At 73.0% G+C, this 18,931-nt stretch carries 16 protein-coding genes; 9 read left to right on the plus strand and 7 right to left on the minus strand.

All coding sequences use genetic code 11. The annotated features are described in order from the left end of the window. Window positions 1-32 precede the first annotated feature (32 nt). From O7546_RS19125 to mug, 6 genes are all read left to right on the plus strand, one after another. Window positions 33-605 (plus strand): TetR/AcrR family transcriptional regulator, encoded by a 573-nt coding sequence (locus tag O7546_RS19125; RefSeq protein ID WP_194803152.1) that lies wholly within the window; start codon window positions 33-35, stop codon window positions 603-605. Between the two features lie 104 nt (window positions 606-709). Next, on the plus strand, window positions 710-1,627 hold the full coding sequence (locus O7546_RS19130; protein ID WP_269697314.1) for a TIGR04222 domain-containing membrane protein: 918 nt from the start codon (window positions 710-712) through the stop codon (window positions 1,625-1,627). Further along, window positions 1,624-2,442: a DUF692 domain-containing protein gene (locus tag O7546_RS19135; protein WP_194803154.1), complete on the plus strand. Its 819-nt coding sequence runs from the start codon at window positions 1,624-1,626 to the stop codon at window positions 2,440-2,442. Before O7546_RS19130 ends, O7546_RS19135 begins: the two co-directional genes overlap by 4 nt. Continuing rightward, a complete protein-coding gene (locus O7546_RS19140) occupies window positions 2,439-2,885 on the plus strand; it encodes a hypothetical protein (RefSeq protein ID WP_281599851.1) in 447 nt (148 codons plus the stop codon). Before O7546_RS19135 ends, O7546_RS19140 begins: the two co-directional genes overlap by 4 nt. Window positions 2,886-2,916: 31 nt before the next feature. Continuing rightward, window positions 2,917-3,678: an SDR family oxidoreductase gene (locus O7546_RS19145; RefSeq protein ID WP_269697316.1), complete on the plus strand. Its 762-nt coding sequence runs from the start codon at window positions 2,917-2,919 to the stop codon at window positions 3,676-3,678. A 112-nt stretch (window positions 3,679-3,790) separates the two neighbouring features. After that, window positions 3,791-4,411, plus strand: coding sequence for a G/U mismatch-specific DNA glycosylase (gene mug / locus O7546_RS19150; protein ID WP_194803157.1), 621 nt, complete (start codon window positions 3,791-3,793; stop codon window positions 4,409-4,411). An 81-nt stretch (window positions 4,412-4,492) separates the two neighbouring features. Here the strand turns inward: mug and O7546_RS19155 are convergent, their stop codons facing one another. The 3 genes from O7546_RS19155 to O7546_RS19165 all read right to left on the minus strand — a co-directional run bounded on the left by O7546_RS19155 (window position 4,493) and on the right by O7546_RS19165 (window position 7,646). Beyond that, entirely contained in the window at window positions 4,493-6,475 is a 1,983-nt protein-coding gene (locus O7546_RS19155; RefSeq protein WP_194803198.1) for an ABC transporter ATP-binding protein, read from the minus strand. A gap of 132 nt (window positions 6,476-6,607) precedes the next feature. After that, complete coding sequence (locus O7546_RS19160; RefSeq protein WP_194803158.1) at window positions 6,608-7,375, minus strand: enoyl-CoA hydratase/isomerase family protein; 768 nt, start codon at window positions 7,373-7,375, stop codon at window positions 6,608-6,610. Window positions 7,376-7,418: 43 nt separating this feature from the next. Next, on the minus strand, window positions 7,419-7,646 hold the full coding sequence (locus tag O7546_RS19165) for a helix-turn-helix domain-containing protein (protein WP_007072022.1): 228 nt from the start codon (window positions 7,644-7,646) through the stop codon (window positions 7,419-7,421). 467 nt (window positions 7,647-8,113) lie between these two features. Between O7546_RS19165 and O7546_RS19170 the strand changes: the two genes are divergently transcribed. Then, window positions 8,114-8,638 (plus strand): cadmium resistance transporter, encoded by a 525-nt coding sequence (locus O7546_RS19170; RefSeq protein ID WP_281599852.1) that lies wholly within the window; start codon window positions 8,114-8,116, stop codon window positions 8,636-8,638. A gap of 198 nt (window positions 8,639-8,836) precedes the next feature. After that, window positions 8,837-9,889: an IS30 family transposase gene (locus O7546_RS19175; protein ID WP_228533124.1), complete on the plus strand. Its 1,053-nt coding sequence runs from the start codon at window positions 8,837-8,839 to the stop codon at window positions 9,887-9,889. 91 nt (window positions 9,890-9,980) lie between these two features. Here the strand turns inward: O7546_RS19175 and O7546_RS19180 are convergent, their stop codons facing one another. Further along, a complete protein-coding gene (locus tag O7546_RS19180; protein ID WP_064445312.1) occupies window positions 9,981-11,588 on the minus strand; it encodes an ABC-F family ATP-binding cassette domain-containing protein in 1,608 nt (535 codons plus the stop codon). Between the two features lie 246 nt (window positions 11,589-11,834). On the opposite strand from O7546_RS19180, the gene O7546_RS19185 reads away from it, so the two are divergent. Next, window positions 11,835-12,749 (plus strand): neutral zinc metallopeptidase, encoded by a 915-nt coding sequence (locus O7546_RS19185; protein WP_269698124.1) that lies wholly within the window; start codon window positions 11,835-11,837, stop codon window positions 12,747-12,749. A gap of 69 nt (window positions 12,750-12,818) precedes the next feature. On the opposite strand, the gene O7546_RS19190 is transcribed toward O7546_RS19185, so the two are convergent. The 3 genes from O7546_RS19190 to O7546_RS19200 all read right to left on the minus strand — a co-directional run bounded on the left by O7546_RS19190 (window position 12,819) and on the right by O7546_RS19200 (window position 18,624). Beyond that, complete coding sequence (locus O7546_RS19190) at window positions 12,819-14,030, minus strand: hypothetical protein (protein ID WP_194803159.1); 1,212 nt, start codon at window positions 14,028-14,030, stop codon at window positions 12,819-12,821. Between the two features lie 165 nt (window positions 14,031-14,195). Beyond that, on the minus strand, window positions 14,196-14,834 hold the full coding sequence (locus O7546_RS19195; protein WP_194803160.1) for an acVLRF1 family peptidyl-tRNA hydrolase: 639 nt from the start codon (window positions 14,832-14,834) through the stop codon (window positions 14,196-14,198). A gap of 85 nt (window positions 14,835-14,919) precedes the next feature. Beyond that, a complete protein-coding gene (locus tag O7546_RS19200; protein ID WP_281599853.1) occupies window positions 14,920-18,624 on the minus strand; it encodes a M12 family metallo-peptidase in 3,705 nt (1,234 codons plus the stop codon). Between the last annotated feature and the right edge of the window lie 307 nt (window positions 18,625-18,931).

Consider the following 18,931-nt stretch of genomic DNA (forward strand, 5'->3'; position numbering starts at 1 on the left):
CATCGGCCGGTTCCACCTGCGACGATCCGTTCGTGCCCAGAGTAAGTCAGGACCAGCTCGACGCGCGCCGGCAGGAGATCCTCGCGGCGGCGCGGGCGTGTTTCGCCCGGCACGGCTACGAGGGCGCCACAGTGCGGCGGCTGGAGGAGGCCACCGGCCTGTCCCGGGGCGCGATCTTCCACCACTTCCGGGACAAGGACTCGCTGTTCCTCGCCGTGGCCGAGGACGACGCCGCCGCGATGGTGGAGACGGTGGCCCGTAACGGCCTGGTGCAGGTCATGCGCGACCTGCTCGCCCGGGCCGTCTCGCCGGACACCACCGGCTGGCTCGGTAGCCAGCTGGAGGTCTCCCGCCGGCTGCGCACCGACCCCGCCTTCGCCAAGCGCTGGGCGGAGCGCTCCGAGGCCATCGCCGCGGCCACCCGGGAGCGCCTGCTGCGGCAGCGCGAGGCGGGTGTGCTCCGCGACGACGTGCCGATCGACGTGCTGGCCCAGTTCCTGGAGCTGGCCTACGACGGACTGGTGCTGCACCTGGCGATGGGCCGGCCGGCCGGCGACCTGGCCCGGGTACTCGACCTGGTCGAGGAGGCCGTCCGCCGGCACTGAACCGGCGCCGGTCTCGGTCCGGTAACTACGCCCCTCCAGGAGATCGACTCTGGCGCGCCTGCTCCACAATGAGCCGCGACCCCTCCTCGCGACAGGAGCAGACGATGACCCCCTCCGACACCTGGGGCATCCCCGGCCCCGTATTCCTGCGCTGGTACCTCCTGCTCGCCGTCGTCCTGGTCATCGGTGCGATCGTGTACCGGCGGCGGATGCTGGCGGGCACGCCGGTGACCGCGTACGGCGACCTGGGTCCGCAGCAGGTCGCCTACCTCAACGGTGGCGACCAGCTCGCCGTCTGGGCCGCGCTCGGCGGGCTGCGCCACTGCGGCGCGGTCGGCGTCCGGCCGGACCGGCGGCTCACCACCGGCGGCCCGCTGCCGGCCGGCGCCACCCCGCTGGACCAGGCGGTGCACCACGCGGCCAGCCGCGGTCTGCGGACCCGGGAACTGGCCGCCGACGAGTGGGTCCGGCGGGCGCTCGACGAGCTGCGCGACGGCCTGGTACGCCGGGGTCTGGCCCTCGACCAGGAGCGGCGCCGGACCCTGCGGCGCGGCGCCCTGCTGGTCGGAGCCCTGCTGGTGATCGGCATCGTGCGCGCGGTCTCCGGGATGCTCAACGACCGGCCCACCGGCTGGCTGCTGCTCAGCCTGTTCCCGCTCGGCCTCGCGTTCGTGCTGCTCAACCGCGTGCCCTGGCGCACCCGGGCGGCCACCGCCGCGCTGAACGACATGCGCCGCCGGCACGCCTGGCTGCGACCGGCCGCCGGGCCCGCCTACTCCACGTACGGCGCGACGGACGTGGCGCTGGGCGTGGCCCTGTTCGGCACCGCCACGCTCTGGACGATGGATCCGGGCTTCGCGGAGCAGGCCGAGATCCAGCGGCAGGCGATGGGCAGCGCGGGCGGCGCGAGCACCGGCACCTCGTGCGGCGGCGGGGCGACCGCAGGCGGCAGCTCCTGCGGGGGCGGCAGCTCGTGCGGCGGGGGTGGTGGCTGCGGCGGGGGCGGCGGGTGCGGCGGATGAGCGGCCCGTCCGGCGTCGGCATCGGCTGGCGCCCCGAGATCGCCGGTTTCGTCGCCGGGCTGCCGGGGCTGCGCTTCGTCGAGGTGGTCGCGGAGGCGGTCGCCCCGGCCGGGCCGCTCCCGGACGGGCTCGCCGAGCTGCGCGGACGCGGCGTCGACGTCGTACCCCACGGGGTGCGGCTGTCCCTCGGCGGCGCGGAACCGGTCGATCCGGCCCGGGTGGCGCACCTGGCCGGGGTGGCCGCGGCCCTGGACGCGCCGCTGGTGAGCGAGCACATCGCGTTCGTGCGGGCCGGCGGCCTGGAGGCCGGTCACCTGCTGCCGCTGCCGCGCAGCCGCGAGGCGGTCGCGGCGGTGGTGGCGAACGTCCGGCGGACGCAGGCGGAGCTGCCGGTGCCGCTGGCCCTGGAACCGATCGCGGCGCTGTTCGACTGGCCGGACGACGAGCTGGACGAGGCGGACTTCCTCACCGAGATCCTCGACGCCACCGACGCGCTGCTGCTGCTCGACGTGGCGAACGTGCACGCCAACGCCCGCAACCGGGGCGGCGACCCGGCCGCGCTGCTGGACCGGCTGCCGCTGGAGCGCATCGCCTACGTGCACGTGGCGGGCGGTGCCGAACACGGCGGCTTCTACCACGACACGCACACCGACCCGGTGCCCGCCGCCGTGCTGGACCTGGTCCGCGAGCTGTGCACCAGGCGCCGGCCGCCCGCGCTGCTGCTGGAACGCGACGGGCACTACCCGCCCGCCGCCGAGCTGCGGGGCGAACTCGACGCGCTGGCCGCCGCCTCCGGCCACCCGGTTGTCACGTGAGCGGCGACCTGGCGGCCCGGCAGGCCGAGCTGGTCGCCGCGCTCGTCGCCGGTGGACCGCTGCCGTCCGGCTTCGCCCCGGCCCCGGTCGAGGCGGCCCGCCGGGCGCTGCTGCGCAAACGGGCCGGCGACGTGGCCCGGCACTGGCCGCTGCTCGCGGCCGGCCTCGGGTCCGCCTGGCCGGCCACGTTCACCACGTGGGCCGACGGCCGTCCCACGAACGGTTCCCTTCGCGACGGCTGGGACCTGGCCCGCGACCTGCGCGACCGTCACGCGCTGCCGCCGCTGGGCGCGGACGAGCTGGCCGCGCGGGAGTCCGCGAGCCGCTACGACGGCCACCGCCCGCCCCGGCCGCGCCGGCTGCCGGCCCTCGCCCGGACCGGCGGCGCCGTCGCGGTTCAGGTTCTCGGCCGGGTACGCCTGGTGCGGCCCGCCCCGCGCTGACAGGCACCCGCCGGTACGGCAGGATCGGTGCATGGATCTCGGACTCGCCGACCGGGTGTACGTGCTCACCGGCGCCTCCGGCGGCCTCGGCTTCGCCACCGCCGAACACCTCGTCGCCGACGGCGCCCGGGTGGTCATCTCCGCGCGTACCCCGGAACGGGTGGCCGCCGCGATCGAGGCGCTCGGTGACCCGCAGCGGGCGATCGGGCTGACCGCCGACCTCGCCGACCCCGCCACCCCGGAGCGGCTCGTCGCCGCCGCCCGCGAACACTTCGGCCGTCTCGACGGTGCGCTGATCTCGGTCGGCGGCCCACCGCCCGGCACCGCCGCCACCGTCAGCGACGAGCAGTGGCGGGAGTCGTTCGAGACGGTCTTCCTGGGCAGCGTCCGGCTCGCCCGCACGGTGGCCGGCGCGCTCACCGACGGCGGCGCGATCGGGCTGGTGCTGTCCACCTCGGTACGCGGACCGCTGCCCGGGCTCGGCATCTCCAACGGCCTGCGGCCGGGCCTCGCCGGCGTGGCCAAGGACATGGCGGACGAGTTCGGCCCGCGCGGCGTCCGCGTGGTCAGCCTGCTGCCGGGACGGATCATGACCGACCGCAACCGGGAGCTGCTGGCCGGTTCCGGCGATCCGGAGCGGGCCCGCGCGCAGGCCGAGGCGGCGATCCCGCTCGGGCGCATCGGCGACCCGGCGGAGTTCGGCCGGGTGGCCGCGTTCCTGCTCTCCCCCGCCGCCGGGTACGTCACCGGGATCACCGTTCCGGTCGACGGCGGCGCGCTGCGCGGGCTGTGACGGTGGGCGCGACGGCCGGGCTTCCCGCGGCGGTGGGCGGGCTTTCCGCGGCGGCCGGCCGGGTGCGGGTGGCCGCGCCTGCGGCGGGCCGTTCACCCGGGACGGTGGGCCGATGAGCGATCGACGGCGGCCGGGCGGTGGACGGCCCGAGGCCGCGCCCGGACCCGGCACGCCCGCCCGCAGCCATCCCCGGCCCAGCCGCGAGCAGCTCGCCGCGGCGGCCGACCGGCTGCTGCCCGATGTGATCGCACCCGGTCTGGACGTGCTGTTCGTCGGCATCAACCCGGGCCTGTGGTCAGCGGCCACCGGCTGGCACTTCGCCCGCCCTGGCAACCGGTTCTGGCCCGCCCTGCACCGCGGCGGCTTCACGCCGCGGCTGCTGCACCCCAGTGAGCAGGACATGCTTCCGGCGCTGGGCCTCGGCATCACCAACATGGTGGCCCGGGCCAGCGCCCGTGCCGACGAGCTGACCGCCGATGAACTGGTCGACGGCGCCGCCACGCTCACCGCGAAGGTCGAGCACTACCGGCCGCGCTGGGTGGCGGTGGTCGGGGTGACCGCGTACCGGATCGGGTTCGCCCGGCCGAAGGCCGGTTTCGGGCCGCAGCCGGAGACGCTCGCGGCGGCCCGGCTCTGGGTGCTGCCCAATCCGAGCGGCCTGAACGCCCACTTCACCCCGGAGACGCTCGGCGCCGCGTTCGCCGAGCTGCGCGCCGAGGTCGTCGCGGGTTAGGGCTTCGGTCGTCGCGGGCCGGTCGTCCGGCGCCGCCGCGCTGTCGACGGCTCGGCGCCGGGATGTGGTCTCGCCGGGCCGCTAGTTGGCGGCGGCCGGGGGCATGGCCTCGTGGGCGACGTAGGTGCCCATCGGCACCGTGGTCACCACCGGCTCGGGCTGCTCGGCCTCGGCGTGGGGCGCGGGCGAGTCGGTGACCGCGAACTGGGTGCGGTACAGCTCGGCGTACAGGCCGCCGACCGCCACCAGCTCGTCGTGCCGGCCGCGCTCCACGATCCGGCCCTCGTCGAGCACGAGGATCTGGTCGGCGTCGCGCACCGTGGAGAGCCGGTGCGCGATGACCAGCGCGGTACGCCCGGTCAGCGCCACCGACAACGCCCGCTGCACCGCCGCCTCGCTCTCCGAGTCCAGGTGGGCGGTGGCCTCGTCGAGGATCACGATCGACGGGGCCTTGAGCAGCAGCCGGGCGATGGCGATGCGCTGCTTCTCGCCGCCGGAGAAGCGGTAGCCCCGCTCGCCGACAGTCGTGTCGAGCCCGTCCGGCAGCGCCCGGACCAGGTCGGCGACCTGCGCGCCGGCCAGCGCCGCCCAGATCTCGTCGTCGGTGGCGTCGGGCTTGGCGTAGCGCAGGTTCTCCCGGATCGTCTCGTGGAACAGGTGCGAGTCCTGGGTGACCACGCCGATCTCGTCGCGCAGGGAGGCGAGCGTGGCGTCTCGTACGTCGACGCCGCCGACGAGCACCTGGCCGTCGCTGACGTCGTAGATCCGGGAGATCAGCATGGACAGCGTCGACTTGCCGGCGCCGGACGGACCGACCAGGGCCACCATCTGACCCGGCTCGACGGCGAACGAGACGCCCCGCAGCACCGGCTCGTTCACCGTCCGGTCGAGCGTCGAGACCTCCTCCAGGGAGGCGAGGGACACCTCGGCGGCGCTCGGATAGCGGAAGCGCACGTCGCGGAACTCGACCCGGCCGTTGCCGCGCGGCACCGGAACCGCGTCGGGCTTCTCGGCGATGGTCGGGCGCAGGTCGAGCACCTCGAAGACCCGGTCGAAGGAGACGAGCGCGCTCATCACGTCGACCCGGACGTTGGACAGCGCGGTCAACGGGCCGTAGAGGCGGGTCAGCAGCAGCGCCAGCTTGACGACGGTGCCGGCGCTGACCGCCCCGGTGACCGCGAGCCAGCCGCCGACGCCGTACGTCAGCGCCTGGGCCAGCGACGCGACGAGCAGCATCGCCACGAAGAACGTCCGCGAGTACATCGCGGACTGGATGCCGATGTCGCGCACCCGCTCGGCCCGGCGGGCGAACCGGTCGGCCTCCACCTCCGGCGCGCCGAACAGCTTGACCAGGAGCGCGCCCGCCACGCCGAAGCGCTCGGTCATCGTGGCGTTCATCTTGGCGTCGAGGTTGTACGACTCGCGGGTGATCTCGGCCAGGCGCCGGCCGACCCGGCGGGCCGGGATGATGAAGATCGGCAGCAGCACCAGCGCCAGCACGGTGATCTGCCACGACAGCACGAGCATCGCCCCGGCGGTGAGCACGAGCTGGATGACGTTGCTGACCACGCCGGACAGCGTCGAGGTGAACGCCCGCTGGGCGCCGAGCACGTCGTTGTTGAGCCGGCTGACCAGGGCGCCGGTCTGGGTGCGGGTGAAGAACTGCAGCGGCATCCGCTGGACGTGGTCGTACACCCGGGTGCGCAGGTCGAGGATGATGCCCTCGCCGATACGGGCCGAATACCACCGCTGGACCAGCGAGAACAGCGCGTCGGCCACGGCGAGCGCGGCGATGATCAGGGCGAGCCGGACGACGGTCGAGCGGGCGTCCGCGCCGCCGCCGGCGATCGCGTCGATGACGTCGCCGGCGAGCAGCGGCGTGGCCACGCCGATCACCGCGGCGATGACCACGGTGATCAGGAAGACGACGATGTCGCGCCGGTAGGGCCGGGCGAACGCGACGATCCGCCGGGCGGTGCCGCGTTTGAGCTCGTGGGCGGAGACCTCGTCGCGGTTGCGCAGCGACCGGAGCATGCTCCAGCCGCCCATGCCGCCGCCGGCCATCGGGTGGGACACTCGTCACCTCCGGGTCGTCGGGGCAGCATGAACCGTCGGAGTCCATTCTCCCGACGCCTGTGACAACCTCGCGAGTAACCCAGATCTTCCCGAACGGTCCTTACGAAATCGCCGTACCGGCTATTCGCCCCGCCCGGCCAGGTCCCGGATCCGCCGGGTCTGCGCCTCCCGCTCGGCGCGCTGCTGCTCGGCGTGCGAACGGTCGGCCGCGCCCGCGAGCAGCGCCTTGATCTCGATGATCGCGTCCCGGTTGTTGGCGAGCAGCCCGGCGGAGAGATCACGCACGGCGCCGTCCAGCTCGTCGTTCGGCACCACGAGCGTGGCCAGGCCGATCCGGTCCGCCTCGGCGGCGTCCATCCGCCGGCCGGTGGCGCAGATCTCGAGCGCCCGGGAGTAGCCGACCAGCTCGACCAGGCGGCGCGTGCCGGCCAGGTCGGGAACCAGGCCGAGGGTCACCTCGGCCATCGAGAGCTTCGCGTCGGCGGCGAGCACGCGCATGTCGCAGGCCAGCGCGAGCTGGAAGCCAGCGCCGATGGCGTGGCCCTGCACGGCGGCGATCGACACCACGTCCGGCCGGTGCAGCCAGGTGAACCCACCCTGGTAGTCGGCGATCCGGTCGGCGCACTCCGCCTCCGGCATCGCGGCCAGCTCGGCGAAGGAGCCCGGCCCGGTCGCACCGGCGACCGTCAGGTCCAGGCCCGCGGAGAAGGCGCGCCCCTCTCCGCGTACGACGACGACGCGCACGTCGCCGGGCAGGTCCCGGGAGAAGTCGCTCATGGCGCGCCACATCGCCGGGGTCTGGGCGTTGAGTACGTCGGGCCGGCACAACGTCACCGTCGCGACCGGCCCGTCGCAGTCGAAGCGCACTCCGGTCGTCTCGGCGGTCACCGGACGCCCCGGAACGCGCTGATGGACGACGCTGGGGGGCGGGTCACGCCTTCTTCCGGCGCCGGGCGCCGCCGCGCTGCCGCAGCTGCACCCCGGACTCGGTGAGCACCCGGTGGATGAACCCGTAGGAACGGCCGGTCGAGGCCGCCAGAGCACGGATGCTCTCTCCGCCGGTGTACCGCTTTACCAGGTCTTTGGCGAGCGTCTGACGCTCGGCCCCGACGATCCGGCGACCCTTCTCAGTGCTGGTGGCTGTGCCGGTGGCTGCCATGCTGATTCCTCACGTCCCAGACTGTGCGGTTCGGATACGGTCCCACCTATTAGACCGCCTCGGACGATCATGCGCCAGATATCAACTATTCGCCAACCGACACGCTACGCAATGTCAGCTTCCCGATAGAGTGATCCTTCCGGCCGGCTGATCCGTACCGCCCCGCCGGCGAGCCTGCACGCGGCAGTTCGGCGAGGTGGCGGCATCGCAGCGGGGGGACGAGCCCCACGCCCCGCCTCGTGACCGCTTGTCCATGCCGCCGAAAGCACGAGACGTACCCCCAACCGGCCCACCGATCGACAGGCGACGATTCACTTCGCCCTACTTCGGCGAAGTGGCGGCATCCTCCCGCATGATCGACACCACTTCCCCGAAGTGGCTGCATCACCATGCTCCGGACACCTCCACTTCGGCGAACTGGTGTGGATCATGCGATGGCCGGTGCGGCGGGCCGTATCGTGCGCGGGGTGTTTGACGTGATCACGGCCGCGGCGGGTGCCGCCGGTGTCTTCGCCGCCACCGATCTCGACGACACCGTCGTGCTCATGGTGCTGTTCGTGACCCTCCGGCACGCCGGACGCCCCCGGCCCTGGCAGATCGTCGCCGGGCAGTACGCGGGCATCGGCGCGCTCGTCGCGGTCGCGGTGGTGGCCGCCGCCGGGCTGCTCGTGGTGCCGGACCCGTGGCCCGGCCTGCTCGGCCTGCTGCCGATCGCGCTCGGCATACGCGCGCTGATGTCCCGCGGCGACGACGAGCCGCCGGCGGTGGTCGGCAGCCTGCTCGGCGTCGCCGGGGTCACCGTGGCGAACGGAGTCGACAACGTCGCCGCCTACGTGCCGGTGTTCCGCTCCCTCGACCCGGCCACCGGCCTGGTCTGGCTGCTGGCGCTCGCGCTACTGGTGGCCGTGTGGTGCGCGGTCGCCGCCGCGCTCGGCGGCACCCCCGGGTGGTGGCCCTGGTCGGCCGCGCCGGCCACTGGCTGGCGCCGGTGATATTCATAAGTCATCGGCGCGGCCATCCTGCTCACCTCCGGCGTCCTCCCCCACCTGGCCACCCTCCGGACCTGACCGACCCGCCCCGACCCACCCCGTCGATCATGAAGTTGACGGCGATCTGGATCTGGCGGTTTCTAGGCTTCAGTGCAACTGATCTTGGTTGGGCTGGAGGGGCTGGTGGCGAGGCCGGGTGTGATGACGTTCGGGCATCGGCAGGTGTTGGAGCATCTGTGGGGGTCGGGTCGGACGATCTCGCAGATCGCGGAGGTTCTCGGGGTGCCGGTGTGCACGGTGTCGCGGGAGGTGGCGCGGAACAACAGTGCGCGGCACGGGACGAAGAACCCGCTCGGGCGGTCACTGCCGTCCGGGCGGGCTCGGCGTCCGTATCGGTGGGGGTATCAGGCGCAGTGGGCGCAGCGGCGTTCTGACGGGGCCCGGCGGCGGCCGGTGGTCTCGAAGTTGGCGGCGGGCACGCGGCTGCGGCAGGTGGTGGCGGGGAAACTGGCGCGTAGGTGGTCTCCGAAGCAGATCGCCGCGTGGTTGCGGGCCACGTTCGCCGACCGGCCGGAGTTGCAGGTGTCCCACGAGACGATCTACCAGGCGATCTATGTGCAGTCGCGGGGCAGCCTGCGGGCGGAGTTGACCCGGCAGGTGGCGCTGCGCTCGGGTCGCACCCAGCGGCGCCCGCAGTCGCGGGCCGCGGGTGCCGCCCGTAGTCGGCGGCCCTGGATCGGGGACCTGCGGATCAGTAACCGGCCGGCTGAGGCTGCCGACCGGGCGGTGCCCGGGCACTGGGAAGGTGACCTGGTCATCGGCAAGGCCGGAGCCTCGGCGATCGTGACCCTGGTGGAACGGACCACCCGCTATGTGATGCTCGGCGCGCTGCCTCACGGCCGCGACAGCGAAGCCGTCATCGGTGTCCTCACCGCCCTGGCAGCCCGCATGCCGGCACACCTGCGCCGGTCGCTGACCTGGGACCAAGGCACGGAAATGGCCACCCACCCGGTGTTCACCGTCGCCACCGGCTGCCCGGTCTACTTCTGCGACCCCCACAGCCCCTGGCAACGCGGCACCAACGAGAACACCAACGGGCTCCTACGCCAGTACTTCCCCAAAAGCAGCTACGACTTCCGCGCCATCGACCAGCGCGGCCTGGACCACGTCGCCCACGAACTCAACACCCGGCCCCGCGAAACGCTGGGCTGGAACACCCCAGCCCAACGCCTCGCACAACTCATCACCACCTGACGATTGCACTCACCCCTTGACCCCGCCTCTCCAGAAGTGCCGTCAAGCTCATGATCAACAGGGCTGGCGCGGGGGAAGAGCGAGGGCGGGGTCAGGCCAGCTCGACCAGCTCCAGCAGGTCGTCGGACCAGGCGTCCTCGTCGCCGTCGGGAAGCAGGATGGCGCGGTCCGGCTTGAGCGCGCTGACCGCACCCGGGTCGTGCGTGACCAGCACGATCGCGCCCGGGTAGCGGGCGATCGCGTCGAGCACCTGCTCCCGGCTGACCGGGTCCAGGTTGTTCGTCGGCTCGTCCAGCAGCAGCACGTTGGCGCCGGAGCAGACCAGCGTGGCCAGGGCCAGCCGGGTCTTCTCGCCACCGGAGAGCACCCCGGCCGGCTTGTCCACGTCCTCGCCGGAGAACAGGAACGCGCCGAGGATCTTGCGCAGGTCGGTGTCGGTCTGGTCGGACGCGGCGCTGCGCATGTGCTCCAGGATCGTCCGGTCCACGTCGAGCGTCTCGTGCTCCTGGGCGTAGTAGCCGAGCCGCAGCCCGTGCCCGGGGCGCACCTCGCCGGTGTCCGGCTCGAGCAGCCCGCCGAGCATCCGCAGCAGCGTGGTCTTGCCGGCGCCGTTGAGGCCGAGGATGGCCACCCGGGAACCCCGGTCGACCGCCACGTTGACGTCGGTGAAGATCTCCAGCGACCCGTACGACTTGGACAGCCCGGTCGCGGTCAGCGGCGTCTTGCCGCACGGCGCGGGGCTCGGGAACCGTACCTTCGCGACCTTGTCCGCGACGCGGACCTCGTCCAGGCCGGAGAGCAGGCGCTCGGCGCGCCGGGCCATGTTCTGCGCGGCGACGGTCTTGGTGGCCTTGGCCCGCATCTTGTCCGCCTGCGCCATCAGGGCGCCGGCCTTCTTCTCGGCGTTTGCGCGCTCGCGGCGGCGGCGCCGCTCGTCGGTCTCGCGCGCCTCCAGGTACGCCTTCCACCCCAGGTTGTACGTGTCGACCACGGAGCGGGTGGCGTCCAGGAACCAGACCTTGTTGACCACGGCCTCCAGCAGCGAGGCGTCGTGGGAGATCACGATCAGGCCGCCCTTGTGGTTGGCGAGGAAGCCGCGCAGCCAGGTGATCGAGTCGGCGTCGAGGTGGTTCGTGGGCTCGTCGAGCAGCAGGATGCCGCCGCCGTTCTCGCCGGCGTCGCGGAACAGGATCCGGGCCAGCTCGATGCGGCGGCGCTGACCGCCGGAGAGCGTGCCGATGGTCTGCGCCAGGGCGCGGTCGGGCAGGCCGAGGTTGGCGCAGATCCGGGCCGCCTCGGCCTCGGCCGCGTAGCCGCCGAGCGAGGCGAACTGGTCCTCCAGCGCGCCGTAGCGGCGGACCAGCCGCTCGTCGTCGGCGCCCTCGGCGAGCTTGTTCTCCAGCTCCTTCATCTGCGCCATGAGCACGTCCAGCCCGCGGGCGGAGAGCACCCGGTCCCGGCCGGTGACGTCCAGGTCACCGGTACGCGGGTCCTGCGGCAGGTAGCCGATGGCGCTGCGCCGGTCGATCTGGCCGCCGTACGGCTGCCCCTCCCCGGCGAGCACCTTCAGTGTGGTGGTCTTGCCGGCGCCGTTGCGGCCGACCAGGCCGATCCGGTCCCCCGGCTGCACCCGCAGGGTGGTGTCGGACAGCAGGATCCGGGAACCGGCGCGCAGTTCCAGGCCGGTGGCAGTGATCATCTCGGAGTACTCGCTCTCGGGTCCGGAAGGGCTGATTCAGGGCACGCGAAAGCGCCGGCGGGTGGAATTTCCCGTCGGCGCGGGGCGGTTCAGCCTTCGCAGCGCAGCACGGGGGCAAGTGTACCGGGCCCCGCGGGCCCCCTCCCCCGGATTACCGCGCAAGATCATCGGGTACGAAATCCGCCGTCCGGACCCGGTCCGGTACCGCAACCATCACAAACGGACACATCGGTGATCGGGGTCAACATGGAGCTGAACGAGAACGCGCGGGTCGACACCAGCCAGGTGGACGACCGGCGAGGGTCCGGCGGAGGCGGCGGGATGGGCATTCCGATCCCGATCGGCGGCGGCCGGGGCGGGATCGTGGGCATCATCATCGCCGTACTGGTCGCCCTGGTGGGCGGCGGCTTCGGCCTCAACGCCGCCACCAACGGCGGCGGTGACGAGCAGGGCGACAACACCTCGCTGGAGCAGAAGTGCTCGGCGCAGGACGCGCTGAAGCAGCTCGACTGCCGCAACGCGCTCTACGTCAACTCGATCCAGGCGTACTGGCGTACCGCGATGCCGGAGGCGTTCGGCGAGCAGTACCGGCCGTCGAAGACGGTGTTCTTCAGCCAGAACGTGAGCACCGCCTGCGGCGCTGCCGACTCGGGCGTGGGCCCGTTCTACTGCCCGGCCGACGACCTGGTCTACATCGACCTCACCTTCTACAAGCTGCTCGCCGACCAGCTCGGCGCCGAGGGCGAGTTCGCCCAGCCGTACGTGCTGGCCCACGAGTACGGCCACCACGTGCAGGACCTGCTCGGCACCGAGGCGCAGATGCGCCGCCAGCAGCAGCGCGATCCGCAGAGCGCGAACGCGCTCTCGGTGAAGCTGGAGCTGCAGGCCGACTGCTACGCCGGGGCGTGGGCGAAGAACGCCACCGGCACGGCCGACGACAAGGGCCAGAAGATCTTCAAGAGCATCACCGAGCAGGACATCTCGCAGGCCATCGACACCGCCGAGAAGATCGGTGACGACGCGATCCAGCAGCGGTCCGGCCGGCCGGTGAACCCGGACGAGTTCACCCACGGCAGCTCGGAGCAGCGCAAGCAGTGGTTCACCAAGGGCTTCACCACCGGTGACCCGAAGTCCTGCGACACCTTCGGTTCGGGGGCCTGAGCCGCTCGTGCACCGGCCCGCACCGCCGACCTGGTCGGCGGTGCGGGCCGATGTCGTTTCCGGGGCCGGTCAGGCCGGCAGTGTCACCTGAGCCGGGGTGGACCGGTTGACGGTCGTCCCGTCACCGAGCTGGCCCCCACTGTTGTCGCCCCAGCACCACAGTCCGGCGTCGGTACGGATCGCGCAGCCGTGATCGGTGACCGCGAGGCCGCCGGTCCAGGTGGTGGCCGTACCGACCTGGGCGGGCGCGGACCGGTGGTTGGTGCTGCCGTCGCCCACCTGGCCGGCCGAGTTCTTGCCCCAGCACCACAGGGTGCCGTCGGTACGCGACGCGCAGGACGTGTCGCTGCTGGCGGCGATCCGGTTCCACGTGGTGGCCGTGCCGATCTGCACCGGCGCGGTCCGGTACGTGCCGCTCACGCCGAGCTGCCCGTATCCGTTCTCCCCCCAGCACCACAGCGCGCCGGAGCGGACCCCGCAGGTGTGCGCGTACCCGGCGGCGACGCCGGTCCACCCGGTCGCGGTGCCGACCTGCGCGGGCGCGGTCTGGGGCGTCAGGTTGCCGAGCCCGAGCTGGCCGTCCGAGCTGGCCCCCCAGCACCAGAGCGTGCCGCCGGTCCGGACACCGCAGGTGTGCCCGTAGCCGGTCGAGACGCTCACCCAGTCGGTGGCCGTGCCGACCTGCAACGGGGTGTTCGCGACGTACGGCGAGGCGCCGACGCCCAGCTGGGTGGTCCGGTTGAAGCCCCAGCACCAGAGCGTGCCGTCGGTGCGTATCGCGCAGGTGTGCTGGGGGCCGGCGTCGACCCGGGCCCAGGTGGTCGCGGTGCCGACCTGCGTCGGGGCGCTGCGGCTGGTGGTGCTCCCGTCGCCGAGCTGACCCCGGAAGTTCGAGCCCCAGCACCACAGCGTCCCGTCCGTGCGGACCGCGCAGGTGTGCCCGGAGCCGGCGTCGACGTTCGTCCAGGTGGCGGTGCCGACCTGCGTCGGGGCGCTGCGGTTCGTGGTGGTCCCGTCGCCGAGCTGGCCGCCGTAGTTCGAGCCCCAGCACCACAGTCCCCCGTCGGTGCTGATCGCACACGTGTGCGCGCCACCCGCGGTGACGCTGCTGACGGTGGGCGCGGCGAGGGCGGCGCGCTGCACCGGGCCCGCGTTCGCCGTACCGGCCGTGAGTGCGGTGGTGAGCACGAGGCTTCCGACGCTCATCGCCGCCGCCGCGACGAGGAGCCTCGTCGCACGGCGCCACCGGGCCCGCAGCCGGCCGTCCTGATATCCGCTCATGAAGTTGTTCTCTCCCAACGATGTCGGCACGTGATGGCGGAGGTGAAGCGGGCCCTGCGGGTCGCCCGGAGACCCGCCGCTTCGTGACACCGACCATATGCATCGAGTCGATTCGATGCATCATCGAGGAGCGGGATTGCGCCGTCTTGAGGTGATCTTTCCTGTTCAGCGGACCAGGATGTGGACCGCCCGGGCGGCGGCGACTGCCGCCACCAGCACCGCGTGCCGGGGTTCCGGCACGTCGAGCAGGCGCGGCGCGCGCAGCGTCGCGAGCGGGGCCAGCCGCCGGTCGGCCAACACGGTGTCCACCGCGCGCCGGTCGCCGCCGCACACCAGCGCCGCCAGCGTGCCCGCCTCCGGCAACAACAGGCGTACGGCCAGCTCGGCCGCGTCGCCCAGGGCGGCCTTCGCCTGGTTGTCGCGCCGCCGGGCGAACCGCTGCTGGGACCAGCCGCCCGCCGCGGTCCGGCCCTGCACGTACCGGGTGTCCACCTTGGAGACCGCCAGGTCGGTGCCGTCGGCGACGCCGACCGCGACAGCGCCCTTGCGGGCCAGGAGCAGACCGAGCCGGCGGGCCGCCGTGGCGGAGGCGACGAATCCGGGTACGTCCGCCGACGCGCTCGCGCCGGGCGGGGTGTGCAGCTCGGCGGTGGCGCCGTCCGGGGCGGTGAGCAGCAGCCCGTACTCCTGGACTGTCGTGGTCGGCGGGCCGTGCCGGTCGGTGAAGCCCTCGACCCAGCGGGCGACGCGGCCGGGGTCGACCTCGACCCACCGGCCACCCCCGGCGGCGGGTCGGCTGCTCATGGCCCGACGGTACGCCATCGACGGACCCGGGAACGCAACGCGGGAGGACACCGTGACCGGTGCCCTCCCGCGTCTGCCGCGTGGATCAGTGGACGGTGAGGTTGCCGCCCTTCAGCGTGACCTCGGCGGTCGCGCCGCCCGTCCAGTCGGACGAGAAGAGCAGCAAGCCGCCCCGCCACAGGGTCAGCCCGACGGTGTCGTTCCTACCGGGGGCGCCCCTGTCGGTCACCGTCACGGCCAGGGTCAGGCCGGAGGCCACCAGCTTGCCCTTGTTGTCGTACAGGGCGGCCTGGTAGCGCACCTGGGCGACCTTGCCCGCCGAGGTGACGCCGAGTGCGTCCACAGTGCCGGCCCTGATCGTGTACGACTTCCCGCCGGAGCGGAACTCGATCTCGGCCTTGCCCGTGGCGGGCTTGTTCGCCTTGCCCGGCTTCGCGTTCAGCTCCACCTCGACGGTGGAGTTCACGTCGGCCGGGTAGGTGCCCGCCGAGCGGGTGGCGGTCAGGTGACCGCCGCCGGTGAGGAACCCGCCGTCGGAGACGGCGACTGTCACCTGGGCGGTGGTGCTGCCCGTGTAGTTGCCGCCGACGGTCGCGGTGACGGTGTGCGTGCCCTTCGGCAGGGTGGCCGTGCACGCCGCGGACGCGGTGGTGGTGGCCGTGCCGAGCAGGGCGGGCACACCGGTGCACAGCGTCACGCCGTCCTTGGTGAAGGTGACGGTGGCGGTACGGATGTCACCGGCTGTGGTGTCCGTGGCGCCGGGCAGCACCGAGCCGTCCCGGACCACGGCCCGCAGCAACACCTGGCTGGACGAGCCGCCGGTCGCGGTGTTCACGAGCGTGTCACCGGCCCAGCTGACCGCCGCGTCCTCGGCGGCGACGGTGACGGTGAACGAGGTGCTGCCGGTCAGACCGGAGCCGTCGGAGGCCGTCACGGTGACCGGGTAGTCGCCCGGGGCCGCCGTGGTGGTGCCGGCGACCGTCCAGGTGCGCGACCCGGGCCGGGCGTCCGTCGCCGAGGTGCTCGCGACGGCCAGTGACAGGCCGGCGGGCAGCCCGGTGGCGGCAGCGGTCAGGTCCGCGCCCGTGGTGTCGCCGTCGGTGGCGGTCACCGTGACGGCGGGCGAGAGCGCGTCGCTGTACTGCACACGCACGCCGCCGTCCGGGGCGGTGCTGGTGACGACCGGGGCGGAGCGGATGGTGAAGTCGGCGTCGTTGACGTCGAAGAAGACGTTGCCGACCGCCTCGATCTTGATCCGGGCCTTCCCGGTCGCCACGTTCGGCAGCGTCACCGTCGCGGTGCCGGTGTTCGCGGTCTGCTCGGCCAGCACGTACGGGAAGGTCAGCCCGCCGTCGGCGGACAGCGAGATCTTCACCTGCGCGGCGTTCACCGGCGCCACGTCGGTGCCCGCGACGTCCCACGTCACGGTCTGGGTCGAGCCGCCGTCCAGGACGGCGGCGGCGCCCTGCGAGGTCACCAGGAACGGACCGGCGTCCGGCGCCAGCACCACGGAGACGTCGGCGCTGCCGATGCCGCCGCCGCCCAGCCGCCCGTCCCGGGCGGTGAGCTTGAAGTGCAGGGTCCGGTCGCCCGCGATGCCGACCCAGTCGCGGGTGGGCAGGAACTCGGAGTAGCAGTCGACCAGCTCGGCCGGCACGTTCGACGCGCCACCGGTGGCCGGCGGCGCAGGCGGGGCCGGGCAGGCGCCGGTGGCCGCGTTGGTGTTGCCGGCCAGGATCTGCCGCAGGTCCGGGAACACCCGGGTCGAGTCGGTGGTGACCGCGTTCAGACCCGGCGAGTAGTACTTCAGCGTGTCGGTCGGCGACACGATCGCCGCCTCGCCGAACACCCGGAACAGCGGGCCGTTGACCTTCGTGTTGTTCGTCAGCGCGGTGCCGGTCGTGGCACCCCTGTCGTTCTGCTCCCACAGGTACGTGACGGTGTCGCCGTCGGCGTCGGTGGCGCTGCCGGTCAGCGCGAACGGCGTACGCACCGGGATGGTGACGGTGTCCGGCACGGTGACCACCGGGGCGTGGTTGGTGGTCTCCTCGACCAGCCAGCCGCCGTTGTCGATGGCGCCGCCCTTCGCCGTCTCACCGACGAAGCCGGAGGCACCGGCGGCGTTCGTCAGCTCCAGCGACGCCACGTTCGTGGTCGCCAGCGTGCCGCCGAAGGTCACCTGGAAGCCGTTGTCGTTGAGCGTGCCGCTGCCACCGAACGCGGCCACGGTGACGGTCGCGCCGGCCGGCCAGCCGGCGATGCCCTCGACGGCGGCCTTGATGCCGGCGGTGGTGTAGTTGACGCCCCGCACGATCGGCGCCGAGTCGCTGCCCGCGTAGCTGATGGTGAACGAGTCACCGTCGGCGTCGAACCCGTACAGCGAGACGCTCTGCACCTCGTTGATGGCGGGGCGGTTCGACGTGACGTAGTTGGTGATCTCGGTGTAGCTGCGGTGCGACCAGTACGGGTCGCTGTGCGGCTGGAGGTTGTCCTGCTGGCAGATGCCCGCGTACGCCATGATCGACGAACCGCTGCCCGGCTCGTACGAGTTGGCCGCGCTGCGGTTGCCGCCCGAGCAGTTGTACTGCGTGCCGTTGAAGGTGTGGTTGCCGGCGAACTGGTGACCCATCTCGTGCGAGACGTAGTCGACCGCGTAGAAGTCGCCGACCGGCGTGGGCAGGCCGGTGCAGCCCTGCGCCTTGCCGTTGCCGCCGATCACGCCGAGGCTGGCCACGCCGCCTCCGTTGACGCCCAGGCCGACGTGGCCCACGTCGTAGTTGCTCGCGCCGACCAGCTGGCCGAGCACGATGCGGTTACGGCTGAGCGTGCCGCCGCCGCAGGAGGTGAGCTGCGCCGGCGTGAAGCAGGCCGCCGCGCCGCACGGACCGTTCGGCTCGGTGGCCAGGGCCGGTGTGTTCAGGTTCGTCTTGTCGGTGTCGTTGATCAGGACGAGCCGGATCGCGGTCTCGTCCTCGTAGATCTGGGTGACCCGGTTCATCAGCGTCACCTTCGCGGCGGTGACGTTCTCCGCGCCGAAGTAGGTGGCATACGACGGGTCGGTCACCAGCGCCACCCGGTAGGTGCGCAGCTTCACCAGCGGCCCGGCCGGCACCTCCGCCTCGGCGATCTCCTCGGCCAGCGCGTGCGCCTCCTGCGTGACGTCCTCACGCTCGACGAACTCGCCGTCGGGGTGCTCCAGGTCGCGGGCGAAGTAGCTCGCGTACAGGCTCTGGTCGCGCTGGTAGTACGGGTCGATGTACCAGTTGCCCTTCGCCGAGCGGACCGAGGCGTGGAACCCGAGCGGGGTGAGGTCCGCCCGGATGGTAGCGGTCGGGTCGTCCAGGCCCTTGCCGGCGTACGTGGTGATCTCCGGGTGCTTCGCGGCCAGGCCGGCCTCCATCACCGGCGAGTCGACCAGCTCGAAACGCTGGAACGTGCCGTCCGGAGCGGGCAGCGACACCACCTGCTTCGCCACCCGGGCCACCGCCACGCGCTTCTCGGCCGGCGCCTTGTCCAGCAGGCCCTGCATGGTGCCGCGGTCCAGCTTGTACGCGGCCAGCCGCTTGGCCTTGATCGCGGCCTTGCGGCCCGCCTTCGTGGCCGCCGGCGTGCTGTCCACCTTCTGCCACGGTCCGTGGACGCCGGGAGCGGCGGAGGCGGGCGCGGGCGCCGCGAGAACGGGAAGCGTCGCCGCGGCCAGCGCGGCGACGAGGAGGGCAGCGGTCCGTCCGCGCCGAGGCGGTCCGGCGGGCTGCCGGTCGCGCGGCGGGCGCCCGAGGGTGATCCTCAAGTCTTCTCCCTGTTCGATCGGGTGTGGACTGACGCACGACCGGTGGGGATGACCGGACGTACGTGAACGGTCCACGGATTGTTCCGTGACCCTAGGACCACTCGCGAGCTCGAACATCACCCGCAAAGAGGATGCGGTTCTACCTGGACGGTGATCCGGGTCGTCCCGGCTTGCGGGATCCGCGCTTCGCAGGCCCGGCACGGCCGGCCTGACGACCGAGGGCACCTGTGGTCGGACGCGGGACCGGGACGGCTCCTTCCGTCATCCGGAACCGCCGTTCCGGCCGATCCCGGGGTTACGGATCATG

It is taken from the genome of Micromonospora sp. WMMA1976, assembly GCF_027497335.1.
Classification (GTDB): Bacteria; Actinomycetota; Actinomycetes; order Mycobacteriales; family Micromonosporaceae; genus Micromonospora; species Micromonospora aurantiaca.